The sequence below is a fragment of the Microbacterium sp. genome (genome assembly GCF_035277845.1).
GTDB lineage: Bacteria > Actinomycetota > Actinomycetes > Actinomycetales > Microbacteriaceae > Microbacterium.
On record NZ_DATEJS010000179.1, the window covers coordinates 1 to 22,435 of the forward strand.

24 protein-coding genes are annotated in these 22,435 nt (G+C 71.5%); 10 read left to right on the forward strand and 14 right to left on the reverse strand.

The genetic code is table 11. From position 1 onward, the window contains the following. A partial coding sequence (locus VJR25_RS07640) for a LysR family transcriptional regulator (protein WP_324114202.1) occupies positions 1–279 on the reverse strand: 279 nt, incomplete at its 3' end. A 105-nt stretch (positions 280–384) separates the two neighbouring features. On the opposite strand from VJR25_RS07640, the gene VJR25_RS07645 reads away from it, so the two are divergent. The 3 genes from VJR25_RS07645 (at position 385) to VJR25_RS07655 (ending at position 2,618) form a co-directional block, all read left to right on the forward strand. Next, positions 385–1,626, forward strand: coding sequence for an MFS transporter (locus VJR25_RS07645; protein WP_324114248.1), 1,242 nt, complete (start codon positions 385–387; stop codon positions 1,624–1,626). Between the two features lie 91 nt (positions 1,627–1,717). After that, the gene (locus VJR25_RS07650; RefSeq protein ID WP_324114204.1) at positions 1,718–2,050 is read left to right on the forward strand and encodes a hypothetical protein; all 333 of its coding nucleotides are present in this window, start codon (positions 1,718–1,720) and stop codon (positions 2,048–2,050) included. Continuing rightward, positions 2,037–2,618 (forward strand): hypothetical protein, encoded by a 582-nt coding sequence (locus tag VJR25_RS07655; protein ID WP_324114206.1) that lies wholly within the window; start codon positions 2,037–2,039, stop codon positions 2,616–2,618. Before VJR25_RS07650 ends, VJR25_RS07655 begins: the two co-directional genes overlap by 14 nt. A 63-nt stretch (positions 2,619–2,681) precedes the next feature. Here VJR25_RS07655 and VJR25_RS07660 read toward each other — a convergent pair whose 3' ends face one another. The 6 genes from VJR25_RS07660 to VJR25_RS07685 form a co-directional block, all read right to left on the reverse strand. Next, positions 2,682–3,962 (reverse strand): S53 family peptidase, encoded by a 1,281-nt coding sequence (locus VJR25_RS07660; RefSeq protein WP_324114208.1) that lies wholly within the window; start codon positions 3,960–3,962, stop codon positions 2,682–2,684. Between the two features lie 186 nt (positions 3,963–4,148). Then, a complete protein-coding gene (locus tag VJR25_RS07665) occupies positions 4,149–4,778 on the reverse strand; it encodes a hypothetical protein (RefSeq protein ID WP_324114210.1) in 630 nt (209 codons plus the stop codon). Positions 4,779–4,864: 86 nt separating this feature from the next. Then, positions 4,865–5,473, reverse strand: a complete 609-nt coding sequence (locus tag VJR25_RS07670; RefSeq protein ID WP_324114212.1) for a DUF4822 domain-containing protein — start codon at positions 5,471–5,473, stop codon at positions 4,865–4,867. A gap of 108 nt (positions 5,474–5,581) precedes the next feature. Next, positions 5,582–6,208: a response regulator transcription factor gene (locus tag VJR25_RS07675; protein ID WP_324114214.1), complete on the reverse strand. Its 627-nt coding sequence runs from the start codon at positions 6,206–6,208 to the stop codon at positions 5,582–5,584. Continuing rightward, complete coding sequence (locus VJR25_RS07680) at positions 6,205–7,422, reverse strand: sensor histidine kinase (RefSeq protein WP_324114216.1); 1,218 nt, start codon at positions 7,420–7,422, stop codon at positions 6,205–6,207. The genes VJR25_RS07675 and VJR25_RS07680 overlap by 4 nt, the downstream gene beginning before the upstream one ends. Before the next feature lie 84 nt (positions 7,423–7,506). Continuing rightward, positions 7,507–8,046 carry a HutD family protein gene (locus tag VJR25_RS07685; RefSeq protein ID WP_324114218.1) on the reverse strand — a complete coding sequence of 180 codons (540 nt, stop codon included), beginning with the start codon at positions 8,044–8,046 and terminating at the stop codon, positions 7,507–7,509. A 167-nt stretch (positions 8,047–8,213) separates the two neighbouring features. Here VJR25_RS07685 and VJR25_RS07690 point away from each other — a divergent pair, with 167 nt between their 5' ends. Beyond that, a complete protein-coding gene (locus tag VJR25_RS07690) occupies positions 8,214–8,780 on the forward strand; it encodes a dihydrofolate reductase family protein (RefSeq protein ID WP_324114220.1) in 567 nt (188 codons plus the stop codon). 16 nt (positions 8,781–8,796) lie between these two features. Here the strand turns inward: VJR25_RS07690 and VJR25_RS07695 are convergent, their stop codons facing one another. Beyond that, complete coding sequence (locus VJR25_RS07695) at positions 8,797–9,384, reverse strand: PadR family transcriptional regulator (RefSeq protein ID WP_324114222.1); 588 nt, start codon at positions 9,382–9,384, stop codon at positions 8,797–8,799. Positions 9,385–9,448: 64 nt separating this feature from the next. On the opposite strand from VJR25_RS07695, the gene VJR25_RS07700 reads away from it, so the two are divergent. Beyond that, a complete protein-coding gene (locus VJR25_RS07700) occupies positions 9,449–10,006 on the forward strand; it encodes a DUF998 domain-containing protein (RefSeq protein ID WP_324114224.1) in 558 nt (185 codons plus the stop codon). Positions 10,007–10,056: 50 nt separating this feature from the next. On the opposite strand, the gene VJR25_RS07705 is transcribed toward VJR25_RS07700, so the two are convergent. Continuing rightward, positions 10,057–11,970 carry a S53 family peptidase gene (locus VJR25_RS07705; RefSeq protein WP_324114226.1) on the reverse strand — a complete coding sequence of 638 codons (1,914 nt, stop codon included), beginning with the start codon at positions 11,968–11,970 and terminating at the stop codon, positions 10,057–10,059. 204 nt (positions 11,971–12,174) lie between these two features. Here VJR25_RS07705 and VJR25_RS07710 point away from each other — a divergent pair, with 204 nt between their 5' ends. Beyond that, entirely contained in the window at positions 12,175–13,794 is a 1,620-nt protein-coding gene (locus tag VJR25_RS07710) for an FAD-dependent oxidoreductase (RefSeq protein ID WP_324114228.1), read from the forward strand. A 36-nt stretch (positions 13,795–13,830) separates the two neighbouring features. Here the strand turns inward: VJR25_RS07710 and VJR25_RS07715 are convergent, their stop codons facing one another. Both VJR25_RS07715 and VJR25_RS07720 read right to left on the reverse strand, forming a co-directional pair. After that, on the reverse strand, positions 13,831–14,247 hold the full coding sequence (locus VJR25_RS07715; protein WP_324114231.1) for a nitroreductase/quinone reductase family protein: 417 nt from the start codon (positions 14,245–14,247) through the stop codon (positions 13,831–13,833). Positions 14,248–14,316: 69 nt separating this feature from the next. Beyond that, the gene (locus VJR25_RS07720; RefSeq protein ID WP_324114233.1) at positions 14,317–15,516 is read right to left on the reverse strand and encodes a trans-sulfuration enzyme family protein; all 1,200 of its coding nucleotides are present in this window, start codon (positions 15,514–15,516) and stop codon (positions 14,317–14,319) included. A 93-nt stretch (positions 15,517–15,609) separates the two neighbouring features. On the opposite strand from VJR25_RS07720, the gene VJR25_RS07725 reads away from it, so the two are divergent. After that, positions 15,610–16,038, forward strand: a complete 429-nt coding sequence (locus VJR25_RS07725; RefSeq protein WP_324114235.1) for an Lrp/AsnC family transcriptional regulator — start codon at positions 15,610–15,612, stop codon at positions 16,036–16,038. 37 nt (positions 16,039–16,075) lie between these two features. On the opposite strand, the gene VJR25_RS07730 is transcribed toward VJR25_RS07725, so the two are convergent. Both VJR25_RS07730 and VJR25_RS07735 read right to left on the reverse strand, forming a co-directional pair. Then, positions 16,076–17,488: an aldehyde dehydrogenase family protein gene (locus tag VJR25_RS07730; RefSeq protein ID WP_324114237.1), complete on the reverse strand. Its 1,413-nt coding sequence runs from the start codon at positions 17,486–17,488 to the stop codon at positions 16,076–16,078. After that, complete coding sequence (locus VJR25_RS07735) at positions 17,485–18,540, reverse strand: homoserine dehydrogenase (RefSeq protein WP_324114239.1); 1,056 nt, start codon at positions 18,538–18,540, stop codon at positions 17,485–17,487. Before VJR25_RS07735 ends, VJR25_RS07730 begins: the two co-directional genes overlap by 4 nt. 290 nt (positions 18,541–18,830) lie before the next feature. On the opposite strand from VJR25_RS07735, the gene VJR25_RS07740 reads away from it, so the two are divergent. Further along, on the forward strand, positions 18,831–20,354 hold the full coding sequence (locus VJR25_RS07740; RefSeq protein ID WP_414683755.1) for an amino acid permease: 1,524 nt from the start codon (positions 18,831–18,833) through the stop codon (positions 20,352–20,354). Positions 20,355–20,509: 155 nt separating this feature from the next. Then, the gene (locus VJR25_RS07745; protein ID WP_324114241.1) at positions 20,510–21,262 is read left to right on the forward strand and encodes an IclR family transcriptional regulator domain-containing protein; all 753 of its coding nucleotides are present in this window, start codon (positions 20,510–20,512) and stop codon (positions 21,260–21,262) included. Here the strand turns inward: VJR25_RS07745 and VJR25_RS07750 are convergent. Then, positions 21,237–22,118, reverse strand: a complete 882-nt coding sequence (locus VJR25_RS07750; protein WP_324114243.1) for an IclR family transcriptional regulator — start codon at positions 22,116–22,118, stop codon at positions 21,237–21,239. The genes VJR25_RS07745 and VJR25_RS07750 overlap by 26 nt on opposite strands. 9 nt (positions 22,119–22,127) lie before the next feature. Here VJR25_RS07750 and VJR25_RS07755 point away from each other — a divergent pair. Continuing rightward, the coding region (locus tag VJR25_RS07755; RefSeq protein ID WP_324114246.1) for a homocysteine S-methyltransferase family protein at positions 22,128–22,435 on the forward strand (308 nt) is incomplete at its 3' end.

Here is a 22,435-nt window from a genome sequence, read left to right on the forward strand (position 1 = left end):
CACCGCATCGCCGGTGCCGGTGAGCACCTCGTCGAGCGCGCGGCGGGCGTGCGGGAGGAACGCGAACGCCTCCGCACTGAGCTCGACGCCGCGGCCGCGTCGCACCAGCACCGGCGAGCCCAGGCGGTCCGCCAGGCGGGCGAGGCCCCGGCTGACCGTCGACTGCGGCACGCCGAGTTCGTCGGCCGCGGCGCCGACCCCGCCGGTCTCCGCGACGGTGACCAGGTACGGCAGGTCGGCGAGAACCTCACGCAGTCGGGCAGTCTCCGCTCCGCTCATGACGCACACCCTACCCCTCATCCATAGCGAGTCTGGATGCCACCCATGGCATCGATGCATTTGAGTCACCATTCAGCGCGGCCTAGCGTTGCCCGGGTGAGCACGATGACCGGCAGCCAGACAGCGGGGATCGGGGTGTGGCAGGGGCACCTCGGGGATTCCCGGGAGTATCGCCGCATCCTCATCGCCCTGGTGTGCGCCGGCATCGCCACGTTCGCGCAGCTGTACTCGCCGCAGGGCATCCTGCCGGAGGTCGCGGGCGCATTGCGCATCACGCCCGATCAGTCGGCCCTGCTCATCTCCGCGGCCACGATCGGGCTCGCCGCCGGCGTGCTGCCGTGGTCGTGGGTGGCCGACCGGATCGGACGGCTGAACGCGATGAACTGCTCGGTGATCGCCGCGACGGTGCTCGGCTTCGCGGTCATCGCCTGCCCGAGCTTCGGCGGCATCCTCGCGCTGCGGGTCGCCGAGGGCATCGCCGTCGGCGGCGTGCCCGCCCTGGCGATCACCTACCTGCAGGAGGAGATCCACCCACGGCACGCGGCCGTCGCCGCCGGAACCTACGTCGCCGGCACCACGATCGGGGGCTTGCTCGGCCGCATCGTCGCAGCGCCCGTGGCGTCGTGGCTGGGCTGGCGCTGGGGTGTCGGCGCGGTCGTGGTGCTGGCCGCGCTCGCCGCCGCCGGGTTCATGCTGCTCGTCCCGCGCGCCCGCGGCTTCCGCAAGACACCGGCCGCCGAGCGCGTCTCGCTGGTGCACCTCGTGCTGGGGCACCTCCGGTCCCCGGCGCAGCTCGTGCTGTACGCCCAGGGATTCCTGCTCATGGGCGGATTCGTGACGATCTACAACTACCTCGCGTTCCGCCTCACCGGGGCGCCGTTCGACCTGCCGACCGGGATCACCTCGCTGCTGTTCCTCGCGTATCTCGCCGGCACCTGGTCGTCGCGCCAGGCCGGGCGCGCGGCGGCGCAGCACGGACGACTGCCCGTGCTGCTGGTCTCGACCGCCACGATGGTCGCCGGGGTGCTGCTCACCCTCGTGCCGATGCTGCTGTTCGTGCTCGTGGGGCTCGCCGTCTTCACGATCGGCTTCTTCGGCGCACACGCCGTGGCATCGGGGTGGACCGCCGCCGACGCGACGGCCGGGCGCGCCCAGGCGACGTCGCTGTACAACCTCTTCTACTACCTCGGCTCGAGCATCGTCGGCTGGGCCGGGGGCGTCGTGTTCACGCACGCGGGGTGGGATGCCACGGCGCTGACGGTCGCCGGGCTGGCGCTCGTCGCGGGCTGTGCCGCGCTCGTCGTGCTCGGTCGCCGGTCGGACGCCCCGATGCGCGCCCACGCCTGAGGCTCTCGCGCTGAGCGTCGACGCGATGGCTCGTGGCCCAAGATCCGGGGATCCGGCCGGGGGTACTCCGAACCGGGGGTAGGTTCGGGGCATGGCCGCCGAGAAGACCCATGCCGAGCTGGCCGCGGAGCTGCGGCAGCGCCTCGAGACGACCGGCGTCATCGGGGCCGGCCTGCGCACCGGGGCGATGCACGCCGGTGCCGGTGAACCCGCCGAGCTCGCGGAGCCGTACGGCTCGGTCGCGCGCGACATCGGCGCTGCCTCGTATCGCGTGACGGCGGCGCAGATCGACGCCGTGCGCGAGGTCGCCGGATCCGACCGTGCGGCGTTCGAGGTCGTCATGTCCGCCTCCGTCGGTGCCGGGCTGCACCGGTGGGATGCCGCGATGCGTGCGATCCGGGAGGCGACGGATGCGCCTGAGTGAGGTCGACCGCGGCGACACGCTGATCCACCGGGTGCTGATCCGGACGATCTCGCGCGTGGCCGGCTACCGCCTGCCGGATGCCGCCCGCGTCGCGTTCTACGACAAGGGATTCGTCGGCCCGGCCCTCGGCGCGTGGACGCAGAAGGCCATGCGCGAGCCGAGCAGCTGGTCGGTCTCCGACCGGGAGCTCATGGCGGCGATGGTGGCATCCTGGAACCTCTGCCCGTTCTGCGTCGGCGCACATCGCGCGATCGCCGTCCGCGGGATGGACCCGGCGGTCGCGGAGGCCGCACTCGCCGACTACCGCACCGCGCCGATCGATGACCGGCTGCGCGCCGCCCTGGTGTTCCTCGAGCAGGTGACGCTGCATCCGGACCGGCTCTCCGCCGCCGACGTGCGGGTAGCACTCGATGCCGGGCTGTCCGTCCAGGAGCTCGAGGATGCCGCGGCCGTCGCCGCCGTGTTCGCGGTGATCACCCGCAACGCCAACGCGCTGGACTACGCCATCCCGAGCGCCGACGAGTTCGACAGCGCGGCCGTCATGCTGTTGCGCCGCGGCTACTCCTGACCCGGTGCACAGAGCAGGAAGGGCGCCTCGCCGATCGCGGGGCGCCCTTACGTGCGATGTGCGTCAGTGACCGAGCGCGGTGATGATCGCCCCCGCATCCGGCGTTCCGTACCCGGTCGGGCTGTCCCACCCGGCGGTTGCGGAGAATCCGCCCATGAAGGTCGGGGTGTCGTTGCTTCCCACGGTGACGTCGTGCAGCTGACCGCCCGCAGCCCAGCCGGCCACGTACTGGTTCACGCTGCCGACGGTGTGGCCGACGGCCTGGATGACGTCCGCGGTCATCGCCGCCCACTGGGGCGAGCCGGCCGAGGTGCCACCGAAGAAGTAGAACCCGTCGTTGGCCGCGCCGAGGAACCCGAGGTAGGTCAGCACACCGGTGTAGACGCTGGCGTTGTAGGCGACGTCCGATCCGCTCTTCGCGGTGACGAGGCTCGGGGCACCGCCGGTGGCGCCGAACGGGCCGTCACCACAGGTGGTCGGGCACGCCGTGAAGTCGCCCCACACCGTCTCACGCGGCTCGTTCAGGCCGCTGCCCACCCACAGGTTCGTGCCGCCGACGGCGGTGACGAGCGGGTCGGATGCCGGGAACCCGAAGTTCGCGAAGCCGGCCCCGTTGTCCGAGCCGGAATCGCCCGAGGACGCGAAGACGGACATGTTCTGCTTCGCAGCCGCCACGTAGATGCTGTGCGCCTGCGCCAGCTGGCCGTTGTTGCCGTGGATGGTGTTCTCCGGGATGCCGAAGCTCATCGACATGACGTTGCCGAGGTGGTGACTGACGGCCCACTGCTCAGCGGCGTTCAGGTTGTCGCCGTAGGGGGTCGCCGAGACGACGAGATCGATCGTCGCACCGGGTGCCACCGCGTGGGCCCACTGCACGTCGAGGGACGTCTCCTCGGCCCAGTTCAGCTGGGTGCGCGATCCGGTCCAGGTCGGCTTGCCGACCGGGTAGTAGATGTTCAGCGTCGGCGCGGGCAGGCCGAATGCGGCCGTGAAGGTCGCGAGGTCGCTGCGCACGGTCGGGCTGCCGTAGGCATCCACGATGACGATCGTCTGTCCCGTTCCGGCGGGCATGCCGTTGACCATCGCGGGGATGTCGTACGCCGCACGGATGCTGTCGGGGGTCTGGCAGGCGAACTCGCCGCCCGTCGCGGCGAGACAGTCGGCCGGGTTCTGCGGCAGACCGGCGACATGCGAGAAGTGCGCGCGCTGGATGATCGGATGCACGCTGTAGATGAGGCCGGACGACGGGCTCGTGGACGCCGTCGCAGGACCGGCGGCTGCGGCGATCAGCCCCAGCGCTCCGGCGGCGGCCAGGACGATCCTGGCCAGGGACGAGTGCTTCATTGACACTCCTTCGGGGTGCGAATCTCATGTCTCCGGTCGGGGTTCGAGAGGAGATCCAACGGCAAGATACGTCCGATCCACCGACGGCACCAGGGGTGCACGTGGGGATTTCGGCCCACGGTGCCCGCGCCGAAATCCGGGGAGGAGCAGGGTCCGCGCCGACCAGGCGCGGATGACGGCGGATGCTCAGTCGTCGAGCTGCGGCACCAGCGCGAGCATCTGCGCGGCGAGCACGTTGCCGAGCGCTCCGGACGCCGCATCCCCGAGGTAGCCGCCGAGCGCCGTGAGCGCTCGCCGCGCCCGGCCGCGCGACCCCGAGGACACCGCCTTGCGGGCGTCGTCGATGAGGCTGCGGATGACGATGGTGGTGTCCGGGGGCAGCAGCGCGATCGCCTGCGTGACCGCATCGACCACTTCGGCGACCCCGGTCTCCCAGTCGTCGACGGGCGCGGAGGCGGTCGCGGACGCGGCGGTCGCGGCATCCTCACGGCGGGTGGCATCCGCCCGCCGTGCGGGGCGGGGCACGGCCTGCGGAATCGTCGCGCGCGCCCGCAGCCGGTCGAACTCCTCCGCCTTGATCTTGCCCGGCGCGGTCATCTGCACGTCGCGGATGCCGGACAGGGTGGCTGTGATCCGGGCGAAGCCCTGCCGTTCGAGGTCGTTCAGCTCGGCGGCCACGGAGCCGGCGAACGCCGCGTCGTCGCGCAGCAGCTCGGCCACCAGCTCTTCGGAAACGGGCGTGCGGGTCTTCGCGCCGGTCGCATCCCTCAGCGCGATCAGCACCCGCAGCAGCCGCGATTCCGTGGTTGTCAGCATCCCTGCAGACTAACTTCCGCCGACGACGAAGCCCGGCGCCCGCGCGGTGACGCGGGAACCGGGCTGGTGTGCCGGATCGGCTCGGGTCAGTGGTCGTTGCCGTGGTTGAAGTGGTAGCCGCCCTCGCCGTTGTTGCCGCGGAAGCCGCCGTGGCCGGGGCCGGCGGCGTCGGTGCCGGGCTCCACATGGTTCGTCTTGGTGTGCACGACGTCGTAGTAGACGCTCGTGTCGGCGGCGTTCGGGAATACGCGGTAGGTGAAGGTGTGCGTGTCGAGCTGCACGATCGGCGTGACACGCGTGAAGAGCACGGTGCCCGCGGCATCCTTCGCGACGATCGTGCGCGCCGAGCCGTCGGCCGGGACCGACCAGTCGCCGTGCATCTTGGGGCTGTCGTCGAGGTTGTACATGGTGAACGTTCCGTCGGCCTTGAAGTACGCCCAGCCCACGAAGTTCGAGACGGCCGGGTTGTCCAGGGCGACGCGGTCACCCTGGGCGTCGAGGGCGCCGGTGGTCTTCCACGGGGTCGACGCCAGCACCTCGGACGGCGACTGCACGCGGTGCGGGGCCGATGCGGCGGCCGGTGCGGCGGGGGCGTCCGCGAAGGCGGCGGAGGCCGGAAGCACGCCGGCGGCGGCGAGGACGAAGGACGATGCGGTGAGCACCGCGCGGCGGGAGATCAGTGCGTTGACGTTCATGTCTTCCACGCTAGAAATCGGTTTCGCCCCCGACATCAATCGATCGGTTGAACCTGTCTGCGAGCTGCCTGGGCACGGCGCCGCCGGGTTTTCGGCGGGCCACCGCGGTCATAGCCGGATGAGTCCTCGCTTCACGGCGGTGGCGACGGCGGTCTGCCGGTTGTCCGCGCCGAGCTTGAGGTACGCGTGGTGCAGATGGGTCTTCACCGTCGCCTCGCTCACCAGCAGCCGTCCCGCGAGGTCGCGGTTCGAGAGGCCGGATGCCGCCAGTGTGAGCACCTCGAGTTCACGGGCGGTGAGCGTGTCGTCCGGGCTGTTGAGCCGGTCCATCAGCCGCGCGCCGATGAGTCCGCCGAGCGCCGAATCGCCGCTCGCCGCCGACCGGATGGCGCTGAACAGGTCGGCCGGCCGGCTGTCCTTCACGAGGTAGCCGACCGCGCCGGCGTCGATCGCGCGCACGATGTCGGCATCCGAGTCGTACGCGGTGAAGATCAGCGTCTTCGTCTTCGGGCTCGCGCGCAGGATGCCGCGCGTGGCGTCGAAGCCGGTCGGCTGCTCCGCTCCGAGGTCGAGGTCGACGAGGGCGACATCGGGCTGGTACGCCTCCGCCATGGAGGCGGCGTCGTCCGCGGCGCCCGCTTCGGCCACCACCTCGAGGTCGGGCTGCGTGCCGAGCAGAGCCACGATGCCGTGCCGCAGCACGGGGTGGTCGTCGACGAGCAGGATGCGGATCACGGCGCGCCCTCCCGGTCGGGGCTCGTCGGCACGGTGGCGGCCACGACGGTGCCGCCACCGGGGCGCGATTCGATGGTCAGGTCTCCGCCGAGGTTCCGGATGCGCCACGTCATGGCGCGGATGCCGAATCCGTCGCCGTCGCCCATGCGCTGCCGCTCGGGCGTCACCGCGAATCCGACCCCGTCATCCGCCACATCGATGCCGACGGCATCCGGGAAGTAGGTGAGCGTCACCTGCACAGTCTGGGCGTCGGCGTGCTTTCGGCTGTTGATCAGGGATTCCTGAACCACGCGCTGCAGCGCCTGGGTGAGCGGCTCGGGCACCGGGCGCTGCTCTCCCACGATGGAGAACGTGGCGCCGGATGCCGCCGCCTGCGAGCCGAGCACGGCGGGCAGCGACTCGGCGCGCGGATCGGCGTCGGCGAGGCCGTGCAGCAGCTGCCGGGTCTCGACGAGCGCTTCGCGGAGCCCTTCGCGGGCCTCCGCGACGGTGGCGGACGACCCGCCGGGACGTTGCCCGTCGGCCTCGAGCAGCAGCAGGGCGCTCGCGGTGCGCTGCACCACGGTGTCGTGCAGGTCGCTCGCGACCCGGCCGCGCTCGGCGAGGGCTCCGGCATCCCGCTCCGATCGCGCGAGCTGCTCGCGGGTGTCGAGCAGCTCGGCGATCAGCGACCGCTGCGTGGAGATCGCGCGGTCGAGTGCCGAGTATGCGTACGACAGCACGAGGCCGCCGAAGAACGGGCCGAGCACCAGGCCGAGGTCCTCGCCGGACGACATGATGAAGAGGCCGACGCTGACGGCCACCACGACGATGCCGGAGACGAGGGAGGCGACGATGCCTCGCAGCACCCGGTGCACCGCGAAGAAGAGCGCGAACGCACACCACCCGAACGAGGGCGCCAGGATCGTGAGGGGGATCCAGAACGCGGTCGCGGCCAGCAGTCCGATGCCCTGGCGGGTGGTGTACCCCTGCAGCCGTGTCGTCGCCGCCGGCTCACGGCGGGGACCGATCACGGCGGTCGCGTAGCTCAGTCCCGCGGCGATGGCGAGGGCCAGCACGGCTTCGCCGGCCGCCCCTGCGCCGAGCGGGTGGTGTGCGAAGTACCGGCCGCCCGACACCACCAGCAGGATCGCGAACCCGATGTCGACGGCGCGGTCCATGACCGGCAGGTGGATGCGCGGCGGCACGCTCGCGACGTCGGATGCAGGGGACATGGCAGGTCCAGGATAGGCGCGGGGCATCCGGCTCGGCCTGCACCCGTCAGCGGCTTCACGATGCCGGGTTGAGCCTGCGCCCCGTCATTCCAGGACCAGGGATGCCACCTCTGCGGGGAGGGCGATCGCGGGTCCGTCGCCCGTGGCGCGCTCGAGCAGGTCGAACCGGGCCACATCCCCGCTGTCTTCGAGCGCCACGGCGAGGGTCGCGCTGTCGGCCAGGCCCGCGTGCAGCCGCGGGGCCGTGGCGCCCTCGGTGCGCGTCGTCATGAGGTTCACCGCATGGCAGGCCGCGCTGAGCGCCACCAGCACCACGTCCTGGTCGCCGCGGAACCACAGCGCGTCGCCGTCGCGCAGCTCGTGGACCTCCTCGTCGACCGACAGGGTCGCGTCCGCGCCGACCAGCAGGAAGGTGCGGTCCACGCCCGCCAGCGGCGAGAACGGGCCGGGTCGTTCGAGCGTGGCGATGCTCAGACGCCAATGCGCCGTCCCGGCCGGGCTGAGCTGCGCCGACCGGTCGTAGCCCACGAGCTCCCGGGTCGTGCCGGCGCCGTTGGCCCAGGGCACGGGCGGCACGTCGTCGATCGCACGCAGGATCCGCCAGCCGGCACCCTCAGAAGCCATGCCCCGAGCGTATGCCGCATCCGGCATCCCATCGGCATCCGGCACCGCGCTGCTCGGGCGCAGCACCCCTGTCGCTTGCGCGACGCGATGCCTAGGCTCGGGCACGAGGCATCCACCCGGGAACGGCTCACGCACCACCGCGTGAGCTCAGCGCGAAGGAGGCTCCCGTGCAGACCTTGACGATCGATTTCATCATCTCCCTCGACGGATACGGCGCCGCGGAGGGGTGGCCGGGATTCTGGGGCATCGAGGCCCCGGAGTACATCGGCTGGCTGGGCGAGTCGCCCGAGAAGGACGACCCGCTTCTCATGGGCGCGACCACGTACCGCCTCATGTCGGCGCTCACCGCCGGCGGCGAGCCCGGCACCGGCATGCTCGACGGCGTGCAGAAGTACGTGTTCTCGTCGACGCTGCAGCACCCGCTGACCTGGGCCAACTCGACGCTCGTCGACTCGGATGCGATCGAATTCGTGCGCACGCTGAAGGAGGAGTCCGACCGGCCGCTGCGCACGCTCGGCAGCGTGGCGCTGTGCCGCTCGCTGCTGAATGCGGGACTGGTGGACCGCTACCGGGTGGGGATCTTCCCGGTGATCACCGGCGCGACCGGGCGGGACCGCATCTTCGACGGCTATCCCGATGTGCGCCTGGACCTCGTGGAGGCCCGCACGTTCGACAACCGCATCCAGCTGCTGGAGTACGTGCCGACCGTGCTGGATGCCGCGCCCGGAGCGTGACGTCCAGCGTGGTCCGCTACGTCCCCGACCGGGGCGCCCGGGCCGCAATCTCCTCGCTCAGCGACGTGGGGTCGGTGGGATGCTCGGCGACATCCGTCCAGAACTCCACGTACGCCTGCTCGTAGGCCACGCCGATACGCAAGGGGGCCAGCTGGAACGACAGCTCCCGGCGCCCCGCATATCGCTCGAGCAGGAGTTCGTACTTCGCCTTCGTCGCGAGATGCCCGGCGATCTGCTCGCGGGCGAGGGCGACGATGTCCTGCGGTGAGGTGAGCCGCCCGAAGAACAGCTTCAGCAGAGCGGGGTCCCTCATCTCGACGTCGGCCTGCCCCGGTGTGGCCAGCCATGCGTTCAGGGCTTCTCGGCCGGCCTCGGTGATCGTGAAGACCCGCTGCCGGCGGCCGAGTTCGGACTGCTCCTCCTCCAGCATCCCGAGCTGCGCGAGTCGTTGCGGCTCGCGGTAGAGCTGGGCGTGCGGGAACGTCCAGAAGAAGCTGATGGACGTGCCGACGAGCTTCTTCATCTCGTATGACGTGGACGGTCCGCGCGAGGCGACGATTCCGAGCACGACGTAGCTGATCGGGTTCAGAGAGGGCGTTGACATCCTTGCGTTCCGGGTTCATGATGCTCTTGATCAGATGGTCTCAAAGATACTATCAGGAGGCGCCATGTCCACGATCTCCACACGCGCCGGAGTCCGCCCCGCCGTCGTCGTCGCCTACGCCGGAGCGGGCCTCTACGTGGTGCTCCTGCTGGTTCTGCACATGGTGCAGCCGCAGATGCTCGGCGACGCCACCATCAGCAAGTACGCCCTCGGCCCGGGCGGATGGATGCTCCAGGTCGCGTTCGTCGCAGCGGGCGTCGGGTACGCGGGCCTCGCCCTGCTGTCGAAACGGTGGGTGGCACTCCTGGCCTGGCTCACCGCCGCGGCGTTCGCGGTCATGGGGGCGTTCCGCATCGACTCCGTCGGCCCCACTCAGGTGGTCAGCGTCCACGGTGCGCTGCACACCGGCGCGTTCTTCGCAGTCGTCATGCTGGCGCACGCCTTGATGTTCGTGCGCCGCCCGCGTGCGCACTCATCCCTCCTCCGCATCCTGCCGTTCGTCGCCCCCGTGCTCGCGGTGGCGGGCTTCTTCCTGCCGGGACTGCTCGGCGCGGTGATCTTCCGGCTCTGGACGCTCAGTCTCGTCGTCTGGGTGGTGCTGACCGCCCGGGAGGCGAGCTGAATCCGAAGAAGGGGGCCCGGCGACGCCGGACCCCCTTCTTGTGCTGCTCCTTACTGGTTCACCCAGGCGGCCCGGGCGCTGCCCCAGCCGGTCTCGGTGTCCCAGCCGGTGCCCACCGTGAGGCTGGTGGTCGCGCCGTTGAACGTGCGCACCGAGTAGACGTAGCCGTTCGAAGCATCCAGCCCGTTCACGAAGTCCACGCGGATCGCACCGCTGTCGATCCCGGCCCCGGTGACGTCGTGGAATCCGGCGCCGCGCGAGGTGTAGATGAGCGGGTTGAGCAGGCCGAGGCCCGCACCGCCCTCTGCCTGGATCTTCAGTGCCGTGATGCCCGCGAACAGCGGCGACGCGAGGCTCGTGCCGCCGATGCGGTACGTGTCGTACGCGGCTGCGCCGGTGAACGTCTGCGTCTGTCCGACGAGCATGCCCGTGGTCGGGTCGGCGTCCATCGAGACGTCCGGCACCGCGCGCCCGCCGTTCGGGCTCTGGATGCCGGCATCCTTCTGGTACTGCGGCTCGGCGATGTTCGACGAGTATCCGCCGCCGCCTCCGTAGAGGAACGACGTGCTCAGCGTCCACGCTCCGTTGGAGAGCACGTACTTCGACGTCTGCCAGCCGGTCTCGCCGACGACCCCGTCGGGCGTGATCGCCGTCGACGTGCCGCCGACCGCGGTGACGTACGGGTCGGATGCCGGGTAGTCCGTCTGCGGGCTGCCGACCGCCGTCGCCTCGTCGCCGTTGTCCCCGCTGGAGAACACGTAGCTGATGCCCTGCGCCGCGCCCTGCAGGAACAGCGTCTGGTATTCGAGCAGCAGCGCGGGCTTCACGGTGTCGCCGACTCCGCCCCACGAGTTCGTGACGATCTGGGCGACGTTCTCGTCGTTGATCCGCGCGAACGTGTCGAGCAGATCAGCGTCGTAGCAGCTCTTGCCCGCGTAGTAGCGGATGTTCGCGGCGGGAGCCATGGCGTGCACAGCCTCGACGTCGAGGGTCTCCTCGCCGTACCAGCCGGGCATGGAGCATTGCCGCTGTCCGCTGTTCACGCGGGTGTACGAGCCGGGCAGGCTCTGCGAGAACTGGCCCGTGGCAAACGCCTGGTCGCCGGTGTCGGTGGCGTAGCGGTTGGCATCCGCCTCGATGGTGGGCGATGCGTACGCGTCGGTGATGGCGACCGTGACGCCCTTGCCGTCGAGACCCGCGGTGGCGCCGGCCTCGTAGGCCCCGCGCAGCTGCGGTCCGGTGTACCCGCACGGCGAGTACGGGATGGCCGCGCCTTCGAACAGCGGCAGGTTGCTGCCGTCGGGCGCGGGCATGTTGGCCGGCGTCGCCGATCCGTACCAGGTGCCGCACACCGGCGCGTTGCGGAAGCCGCCGTCCGGCGGCCCCGGCTTCTGCGTCTTCGGCGAGACGACCGAGGGGGTGGTGTCGAGGCCGTTCACCGCGATGACCGCGCCGGCGAGGGATGCCGGAACGCTCGCGGGCCCCGCGGGAGCCTGCACCGTCATCCCATCGTGCGCGTACTTCGAGATGGTGACCCCGAACGCCTTGTCCGCGGCTCCGACGCCGCCCGCCACATCCACGTACCGGTGGTTCGCATCGACCGTGGCCTTCAGGCCCGAGCCGGTCAGCCAGCTCGTCACCGCGCTGACCGTCGCCGCGCTCGCGTCGAACTTCGCGTGGTACTGCGCCGCGGTCAGGAAGTGCCGGTACTGCGCCGAACCCGGCGTCGAGACCGCGGTCGCAAGCGCCTGGAGCGCAGCCATCCCGCCCTTCGGGGCGAGGTAGACGCGGGCGCTCACCGAACCGGTGGCAGGCCCGAGCTTCGTGCCGTGGGCGAGCCACCCGGGGGACGAGTTCGGGATCGGGGAAGACGTCGGGGCGGCGTTGGCCGCACCGGCCCCTCCGAGGGCGGCGGCGACGGTCGCGAGCACCGCGATCGACACGCCGAGGACATGTTTGCGCATCCGGGATCTCCAGACATGAGGGGGTTCGGCCCCGGCGGTCGCCGATGGCCGCGGGAAGATGCTAGACCTGCGGACGCGCCGTGAACAGGGGGGTTGACACCGTCGACGGGCCGCGGGGCTCTGCGTTTCGTCCGCCGCCCTCGCTCAACGACCGGGGGAGCGCTACCGTGACAGCATGACCCGCCCGGCCGACGGAGTCCGCGCATGATCACGGTCGCGGAGCTGCGCGGCATCCGCGTGTTCGCCCCGCTCCCGCAGCAGACCCTCGAGTACCTCACCGGCGCCGTCGAGGACATCCGTCTCGCGGCCGGCGAGTACTTCGCCCACGAAGGCGACGAGCGCGCACTGTTCATCGTCGTCGAAGGCGGCGCCGAGCTCACGAAGGTGGTCAACGGGGACGAGCGGGTGATCGGCACCCGCAAGCCCGGTCAGTTCTTCGGCGAGCTGCCGATGACGTTCAGCACCCCGTTCCCGGCCAGCGGCCGCGCCGCGCAGCCGTCGCGGATCATCAAGCTCGAGCCCACCGTCTATTACACGGTCGCCGCGATGGCCCCGTCGCTCCCCGACCTCGTGGCGGGGCTCGCCCGCCGCTACGTCGACTGGCTGCAGCAGATCGCCGCGGAGCGGCCCGAGACCGACGTCACCCTCATCGGACCGCGGCAGGATGCCGGGGTGCACCGGGCCGCGGGATTCCTCACCCGCAACCAGGTGGCGTTCGACCGCGTCACCCTCGACGCGCCCGTGCCGGGGGAGACCTACCCGGTGCTGGATGTCGCCGGCGGTCCGCGCCTGGTCGCCCCGACGATGCGCGAGATCGCCGAGGTGATCGGGCTCGCGGTGACGCCGACGGCATCCGACTACGACGTGATCGTGCTCGGGGCAGGGCCGGCCGGACTCACCGCCGCGGTGAACGGCGCCGCGGAAGGGCTGCGCACCGTCGTCATCGAGTCGCTCGCGCCGGGCGGGCAGGCCGGCACCTCGACACGCATCGAGAACTACACCGGCTTCCCGTTCGGGATCTCCGGCGACGACCTCGCCAGCCGTGCGCTCAAGCAGGCGAAGCGCCTCGGTGCCGAGATCGTCGTGACGCGCGCCGTGGAGGCGGTGCGGCCCGGGCCGACCGAGGTGGTGCTCGACGGCGGCGACGTCGTGCGGGCGCCCGTGGTGATCGTCGCCACCGGTGTCGAGTGGCGCACGCTCCCGGTCGCCGGCGTCGACCGGTTCCTCGGAAACGGCGTGTACTACGGTGCGGCCCGCAGCGATTCCGCTCTCGCCCACGGCGCGGACGTGTGCATCATCGGCGCCGGCAACTCCGCCGGTCAGGCGGCCCTGTTCTTCTCGCGCCACGCCCGCTCGGTGACCATGCTCGTGCGCGGCGAGACCCTCGAGACGAGCATGTCCCGCTACCTCATCGACCAGATCGCCGCGAACGGCACCATCCGGGTCGAGACCCGCAGCGAGGTCGAGGGGCTGCACGGCGACGGCAGCCTGCACGCCGTCGACGTGGCCGACCGGCGCAGCGGCCGGACCACGACCCGCGACTGCACGGTGCTCTTCGTGATGATCGGGGCGGATGCCGCCACCGACTGGCTGCCGCCGGAGATCGCGCGCGACGGCCACCGGTTCGTGATGACGGGTCAGGATGCCGCGGCATCCCCGCAGTGGACGCAGGACCGCCGCCCCTTCGCCCTCGAGACCAGCGCGCCGGGCATCTTCGCGATCGGGGATGTGCGGTCGGGATCGGTCAAGCGCGTCGCCGCGGGTGTGGGCGAGGGCGGCATGGCGGTCGCGTTCGTGCACCAGTACCTCGCCCTGGCCCGGTAGGGCGCGGGGGCGGCTGCCGGTCGTCGACCGGGCGACTCAGCGGCGGTGCAGCGCGACCACCGGAATGACCCGCGTGGTCTTCTCCTCGTACTGGCGGAAGCCGTCGCTGCGCTGCTTGAACAGCTCCCAGGCGGCATCCCGCTCCGCACCGTGCAGCTGCTCGGCGTGCACGGCCACCGTCTCGCCGCCGGGCACCTCGATCGTGACGTCCGGGTGGGCGAGCAGGTTGTGGAACCAGGCGGGATTCTCCGGCGCCCCGGCCTTGGAGGCGGCGACGAACCACGTGTCGTCGCCGGAGGGGATGCCCATCACCGGGCTCACCCGTGCGGTCCCGGTCTTCGCGCCGACGTGGTGCAGCAGCACGAGTCCGCGGCCGAAGCCGTGCGAGACGGTGCCGTCGTTCGCGCGGAACTCGTCGATGACGGCCTTGTTCCAGTCGTCGTAAGCGCTCATGCATTCTCCTGTTCGGCGGGCGGGCACGATCGAGTCCAGTCCAGCACGGAAACGGGTGCGCGGGGCGGCTCAGCGGAAGGTTTCGTCGAGCGCGCCGCGCAGGTCGTCGAGCAGATCGTCGACGTCTTCGAGCCCGACCGACAGGCGCAGGTGGCCCATCGTCCGGAACGGCTCCGGGTACGCCGCGACCCGGCCGCCCTCCGTGCCGGTGTGCACGATGAGCGAGTCGTCGTGCCCGAGCGAGAACCCGGAGGTGACGAGGCGCAGGTTGGCGACGAAGCGGTTCTGGGTTGCGGGGTCGCCGTCCACCGCGAAGGCCAGCATCCCGCCGAACGCCCCGCGGAACTGCCGGGCGGCGAGCTCGTGCTGCGGATGCGACGACAGCCCCGGGTGGAAGACGTACGCGACGCGGGGGTCGTCCGCCAGGAGCTCGGCGGCGGCCTGCGCGGACGACAGATGCTGCCGCATGCGCAGCGGGAGGGTGACCGAGCCGCGCTGGATCTGCCACGCGTTGAACGGCGAGATGACACCGCCGACGTCCACCATGGCATCCGCCTTGATCGGCTCGATGAGCTCGCGACGGCCGATCACCGCTCCGCCCATGGCGTCCCCGTGACCGTTGATGTACTTGGTGAGCGAGTGCACGACCAGGTCGGCGCCGTCGGCGATCGGACGGTAGACCGGCGGCGGGGTGTACGTCGAATCCACCATGAGGATGGCGCCGGCCTCGTGGGCGATGGCCGCGATGGCCGCGACGTCGGCGACCTTGGTGGTGGGGTTCGCGATCGCCTCGATGCACACCAGGCGCGTGTTCGGTCGCAGAGCCGCCCGGACGGCGTCGTGGTCGGTGACGTCGACGAAGGTCGCCTCGATGCCGTACCGCCGCGGCAGCAGCTCGGTCCACAGGCGCCACGTCGCCTCGTAGGTCACGTCGCTGACCACCACGTGGTCGCCGGCGCGCACGTGCGTGAAGAAGACCGCGTGCAGCGCGGCGACGCCGGATGCCAGCGCCACGGCATCCTCGCCGCCCTCGAGAGCCGCGAGCTTCTGCTGCAGGGCCTGCTGGTTCACGCCCGTGTTGCGGGTGTAGAGCCCGGGAGCGGTGGCCGACCAGCTGATCTCGCTCGGGTCGTCCGGCAGCTGGTAGGAGTTCGCGAGCACCAGCGGGGTGCGCAGCGCCCGGGTCGAGTCGAGCTGGATGCCGCCGTGGACGGCGAGGCTCGCATCCGACAGCGTCTCGGGTCGGGTGCGATCGGGGCGTTCGCGCATGGATGGTCCTTCTGGTCCGAGCAGGATGCTCGTAGACTAACGTGTGAAATCAGCATCTGCAATTGTGAATGATGCATGTCTGGAGGCTGTGCCGTGGACGGGATCGATCGCCGGATCCTCACCGAGCTGACGCAGGACGCCCGCGTTCCGCTCGTCGCGCTCGCCGGGCGCGTGCACCTCTCGCGCAACGCCGTGAAGCAGCGCATCGAGCGCATGGAGCGCGACGGCGTGATCGCCGGCTACACGGTGCGGCGCGGCGCGGTCGGGGCGCCCCGGGTCAGCGCGATCGTGCTGATCTACCGCACCGATCGCATGCGCGGGGCTCACGTCGTGACGGCGCTCGAGCAGATCCCCGAGGTCGTGCGGTGCGACGTGCTCTCGGGCGAGTTCGACCTGTTCGCCACCGTCCACGCCGAGACGATGGACCGGGTCGGTGAGATCTGGGAGCAGATCGCCGCCCTTCCCGGCGTGGCGAACACGGTCACCTCGGTGTCGCTCACCCGTGTGATCGACCGCGGCTGACCCGGGACCGGCCGCACCGGCCGGCCCCGGGCCGCGCTCACAGGTTGAGGCAGACGACCTTGGGCTGGGTCATCTCCTCGTACGCGAACCGGACGCCTTCGCGGCCCATGCTCCCGTACTTGGCTCCGCCGAACGGCATGCTGTCCACGCGGTAATCGGAGGAGTCGTTGATCATGACCCCGCCCGCCTCGATCCGCTCGGCGACCCGCAGCGCGCGGTCGATGTCACGGGTGAACGTCGCCGCGTGCAGGGCGTACTCGATCTCGTTCGCCCGGGCGACGGCCTCGTCCTCGGAGTCGAACACCGACAGCACGGCGATCGGCGCGAAGGCCTCCTCGCTCCACAGGTCGCACGTCAGCGGCACGTTCTCGACGACGGTGGGCCCGTAGACCGCGCCCTCGCGCCGGTGGCCGGCCAGCACGCGCGCGCCCGATGCGACGGCGTCGTCCACGAGACGCTCGGCGCGCTCCGCGGACGCGACCGTGATCATCGGCCCCACGTCGGTCGTCTCGTCCGACGGATCCCCGGCTCGGAGCGCTGCGGTGCGGGCCGCGAACAGATCGCGGAACCGCGCGTACACGTCACGCTGCACGAGGATCCGCTGCGCGCCCACGCAGTTCTGCCCGGCGGCCCAGAACGCGCCCGACACGCACGCCTCGACCGCCGCCGGGATGTCGGCATCCGCGAAGACGAGGACGGGCGCGTTGCCGCCGAGCTCCATGGCGAGGCGCTTCAGCCCCGCCCCGCGCGCGATCGCCTCCCCGGTCGCGAAGCCTCCGGTGAACGACACGAGGCGCACGTCGCGCACCGCGATCAGCGCCTGGGCGAGGTGACGGTCGCCGTGCACCACGGTCACGACCTCGGACGGCATCCCCGCGTCGATCAGCAGGTCCACGAGGAACTGCGCCGTCAGCGGCGTGAACTGCGAGGGCTTGAGGATGACGGAGTCGCCTGCGGCGATCGCCGGGCCGAGCTTGTGTGCGACGAGGTTGAGCGCGTCGTTGTAGGGCGTGATCGCCACGATGATCCCGAGCGGCTCGCGGGTGAACCAGCCGCGCCGGTTCTCCGATCCGGCGAACGCGTCGAAGGGGATGACCTCGCCGGCGTTGGAGCGCGCGACTTCGGCCGAGAGCGAGAGCGTCGTCGCGGCGCGCTGCACCTCCGTGCGCGCCTGCCGGATGGTCTTGCCCGCCTCCCGCACGATGAGCGATGCGGCCTGCTCCGCGCGCTCCCGCAGCAGTGCGGCGGCCCGGTCGAGCACCGCATGACGGGTGAAGCGGGAGAGGGCGCGGGCCGTCTCGAAGCCGGATCGGGCGCGGGCGACGATCCGGTCGAGGTCCGCGGGACCGCTCTGCGGCGCGACCCCGATCGGTGCGCCGTCGAACGGATCGCACACGGTCAGCGGATGCCTCTCGCCGGTGGCGGCAGCCGGGGCGGCGAGGAGGCTCACTGGACGACCTCGCCGGCAATCCGCAGGTGCGCGTCGATGGCGATGATGTCGGACAGCAGCGCGTACGCGGTCTCCAGGCGCCCGGCGCCGGGGCCCGAGATCGTCACGGTGCCGAGCAGGTCGGTGTCGAACGACACCGCGTTGGTCGGGCCGGTGACGCTCGCGAGGGGGTGCGTGAGCGGCAGGGCCATGGGCTCGACGCGGGCCGTCACCGTGCCGTCGTCGTCGCGGTACGCCGAGCCGATGAGCTTGAACCGTGAACCCTCCGCGGCGGCCCGGATGATGTCGGCCGATGTGACGCCGGAGATCCCGCGGCGCTCGACGTCGGCGGTCGTGAGGTCCGCGCCGAGGATCTCGTTGGCCAGGATGACGACCTTCAGCTGCACGTCGGAGCCTTCGATGTCGGCCGTCGGGTCGGCCTCCGCGTAGCCCAGCGACTGGGCCTCCGCGACGGCATCCGTCAGCGACATGCCCGACTCCATCTGCCCCAGCACGTAGTTGCTCGTGCCGTTGAGAATGCCCTGCACGCCGCGCACGCGCAGGCCCGTGAGTGCCTCGGAGGCGAGACGCAGGACCGGGGTGCCGCTGACGACCGACCCCTCGTACTCGAAGCGCACGCCGTGCTCGCGGGCGAGGCGGTTCAGTTCCGCCCCGGCCAGGGCGACCGGGCCCTTGTTGGTGGTCGTCACGCTCTTGCCGCTCTCCAGGGCGGCGCGCACGTGCGAGACCGCCGGCTCGCCGTCCACCGGATTGGTGAACGTGGCCTCCACGACGATGTCCGCGGTGGTGTGGCGGATCACGTGGTCGTTCTGCGGGATCGCGGCCCCACCGGGCAAGCCGGCGAACGTCGCGCCGGCGGGCATCCGCAGCACGGCGCCCAGGTCGATGCCGTCGGCCTGCATGAGGGATCCGAGGCGCAGGTCCGTGATCGCCACGACGCCGAGCGAGAACCCGAGCTCGTCGGCGAGCTCGGGACCGCGGGTGTGGATGATCTCGGCCAGGGCGCGGTTCACGCCGCCGAAGCCGATGAGGGCGATGTCGTGATGAGGCACGTCAGGATCCTTCGTCTGTGTGAGGGGGAGGGACGTGCCCATCCTCCGGGCAGGCTCGGTCAGTGCGCGCCTGCCGGAATGCCCGGGGAACCGGTCGATCTGCTCACCCGACCGACGGTTCGCCCGAACACGGCGCTCCGGCGAGGTTCGGTGCTGCGCGCTCTTGTGTCGGCCGAGACGGCGTGGATAGTCTCCGGAGGAAATCTTGTGTGGCATCGACACATGGATGTGGTGATATAGCACGCAGGGTTGATTCCCGCCCATCTTCGGACACTCGAATGCGAGACACCATGAGCCCACTTCCCGGGGAGAGAGAGCTTCCCAACGCTCTGCCCCACACCACCGCCACCCAGGTGCCGCTGCGCCGGCTGCAGCGCTCCATGGACGCCCGGCACCTGATCATGATCGCCCTCGGCGGGGTGATCGGGTCGGGCCTGTTCCTCAGCTCCGGCTACACGATCAGCCAGGCGGGCCCGCTCGGCGCGATCATCGCCTACCTCATCGGCGCGCTCGTCGTCTATCTGGTGATGGCCTGCCTCGGCGAGCTGGCGACCGCGTACCCGGTCTCGGGCGCGTTCCACATCTACGCCGCCCGCTCCATCGGCCCGGCGACCGGCTTCACGACGGCCTGGCTGTACTGGCTCTGCTGGGTCGTCGCGCTCGGCTCCGAGTTCACGGCAGCCGGCATCCTCATGCAGCGGTGGTTCCCCGGCGTGCCCGTGTGGATCTGGTGCCTCGTCTTCGCGGCCGCGCTCTTCGGGATCAACGCGATCTCGGCGCGCGTCTTCGGCGAGACGGAGTTCTGGTTCTCGCTGGTGAAAGTGGTCGCGATCGTGGCGCTCATCGTGCTGGGCGGCGCCGCGATCTTCGGATTCACCCCGCTGTCCGCCACGCATCCGGCGGCGCAGCTGTTCGGCAACTTCGCCACGCCCAAGGGACTGTTCCCCAACGGCTTCGGCGGAGTCCTGATGACGTCGCTGGCCGTGTTCTACGCCTTCAGCGGCTCGGAGCTCATCGGCGTCGCGGCAGGCGAGACGAAGGATCCGGGCCGCAACATCCCGCGCGCGCTCCGCTCCACCGTGCTGCGCCTGCTCGTGCTGTTCGTCGGGTCGATCACCGTGATCGCGGCGATCCTGCCGTACGACAAGGCGAGCGTGACGACGAGCCCCTTCGTCGACGTCTTCCAGTACGTCGGGGTGCCGTTCGCGCCCGACATCATGAACTTCGTCATCATCACGGCGCTGCTGTCGGCCGGCAACAGCGGCCTGTTCTCGTGCGCCCGCATGCTGTTCTCGCTCGCCGAGGAGGGCCATGCGCCGAAGTCGCTCATGCGCCTGACCAGGCGCGGCATCCCGATCGTCGCACTCAGCGTGAGCATGGTGCTCGGTCTGGTCTCGCTGCTGTCCAGCGTGATCGCCGCGCAGACCGTCTACCTGGCCCTGGTGTCGATCGCCGGCTTCGCCGTCGTGGCCGTGTGGATGTCGATCGTGGCCGCCCAGTTCTTCCACCGCCGCACGTTCCTGCGCGAGGGAGGCGACCTTTCCGTGCTGCCGTACCGCACGCCGCTGTTCCCGCTGGTGCCGATCGCCGCGTTCGCGCTGCTGCTCGTCTCGGTGGTCGCGATCGCCTTCGACCCCAACCAGATCGCCGCGCTCTACTTCGGCGTGCCGTTCGTCGCCCTCTGCTACCTGTTCTTCTGGTGGCGCTACGGGCGTCGTGGGGCGGCGAACCCCGTTCCGGTGTCGGAGGAGGCGCCCGTCAGCGTCGTCGACGACGCCGCCGTCGAAGAGCCCGTCGCCGATCTGGAGCGGTGATCCCCATGCCGGGAGGGCCCCACGCCGACGCCGACGCGTACCCGCGCGGCATCGGCCCGGTCCTCCCGGCCGAGGCGGCATCCTCCCGGCTGGATAGGCTGGCCCGACCCGGATCCGAACGATCCGCCGGACCATCGCCGCGCAGAGGAGCAAGGATGTCGACGCCGTCGTCGCTGTCGCAGGGGCTGGCCCTTCTCGGGGCCGCGGTCGAGCGCGAGCGTTCCGGGCGGGTCGGGCACAACGCGTCCCGCCTCGCGGATGCCACGGGCATCGAGCGCAGCCGGGTGTCCCGGCTCACGCAGGAGCTGCGGGCGCTGGGCTACCTGGAGCGCGACGAGGCGGCCGTGCTGAGCGCCGGCGACGCGTACTTCCGGATGGCGGCGGCCCTCGACGAGCCGTGGCTGCGCGCCTCCCGGCGCGAGTTGCGCATGCTGGCCTCGCGGTTGCGGATGACGGCGCTCGTGACCGCGGCATCCGGAGCCGGCGCCCTGCTCCTGCGGTCGGAGACCGGGGTGGGTGCCGCGGATGCCGCGGTCCGGCCCGGCATGGTCACGCCGATCTGGTGCACCGGTTCGGGGCGCGCGCTGCTCTGGGAGCACACCCGCACTCAGCTGGAGGACGTGCTGCGGGACGTGCAGTTCGTGGGCGTGGGCGGGCCGGCTGCGGCGCGCACGGTGCCCGGGGTCGAGGCGCTGCTGGAACGGGACCGCGTGACCGGGATGATCACGGCGACGGACGAGTACGCCGAGGGCGTCACCGAGTACGCGCTCCCGATCCACGGCTCCATGGGGATCGTCGCCGCGGTCGCCGTGAGCGGCCCGCCGCATCCGGCCGCGCGCACCCGTTCGATCCACGCCCTCCTGCACGAGGTGCGGGACCGCCTCAGCGTGCTGGCGGGGGGCCGCTGAGCGGCTGATCGGGCGCGCCGAGGGCCGCCGACAGGACGGCAGACGCCGCCCGGCACGCCTTCGCGAGCTCGGCCGTGCGCGGTTCCAGGGCGGCGCGCTCGCCGACGATCTGGATGCCGGCGATCACTTCGCGCCGGAAGTCCCAGACCGGGACCGAGACCGAGTACAGTCCCGGCTCCGCCTCCTCGTCGACGATCGCGTACCCGCGCTCGCGCGCGGCGTGCAGACGCGCGAGGAAGTCGTCCACGGATCGCGGGGCGTTCGGGCCGGGGCTCGTGAACGCGGTCTTCGCGAAGACGTCGCGCACCTCGTCGTCCGAGGCATCCCACAGCACGGCCTGCCCGGCGTCACTGCAGAAGGCGGGGTACGCGCGGCCGACCCACGAGCCGATCATCCGTGAGGCGGCGGGGATGCTCTCGACGACCGTGCGGGTGCTGTCGCCGTGCAGCACGCCGAGGAAGCACGCCTCGCCCACCGTCTCGGCGAGCTCGTCGAGCGTCGACAGCCCGGCCGTGTGCAGGCGGTGGTCGGTGAGATCCTGCGCGGCGGCGTACCAGCCCCAGGCGAGTCGGTACCGGTGATCCGGTCCGCGCACCACGAGCCCCTGATCGGCGAGGGCCGCCAGGGTGCGGGAGACCTGCGAGCGCTCCCGCTGCAGGGCCTGCGCGACGTCGTGCACGGATGCGCCGGACGCGTCCTGCGTCGTCAGTTCCGCGAGCGCCGCGATGATCTCGAAGCCGCGGCCCATGCTCGTCCTGGCCTGGACGGCATCCTCGGCGGTCGGCATGGATCGAGCGTACTCGACGGCTCCGGCCCGGGTCGGATGCCGGCGCTCGACCGCTTCGATCGATGACACGATGGTTCCATGACCACACCCGCGCCAGTGACGATCCTCGACGGCGGGCTGTCGACCGCTCTGGAGCAGCAGGGCGTCGTGGTCGACGGCATGCTGTGGACGGCGAGGCTGCTCGCGGAGGCACCCGAGCAGATCGTGCGTGCGCATCGCTCGTACTTCGACGCGGGGGCGTGCGTCGCCACGACGGCGACGTACCAGGCCAGCGACGCGGGGTTCCGTGCGGCCGGCTTCGACGCCGACGAGGCGCGCGAGCTCATCGCGCGCGGGGTCGCGGTCGCGCGCGAGGCGCGGGACGCGTCCGTCGCCCCGGACGACCG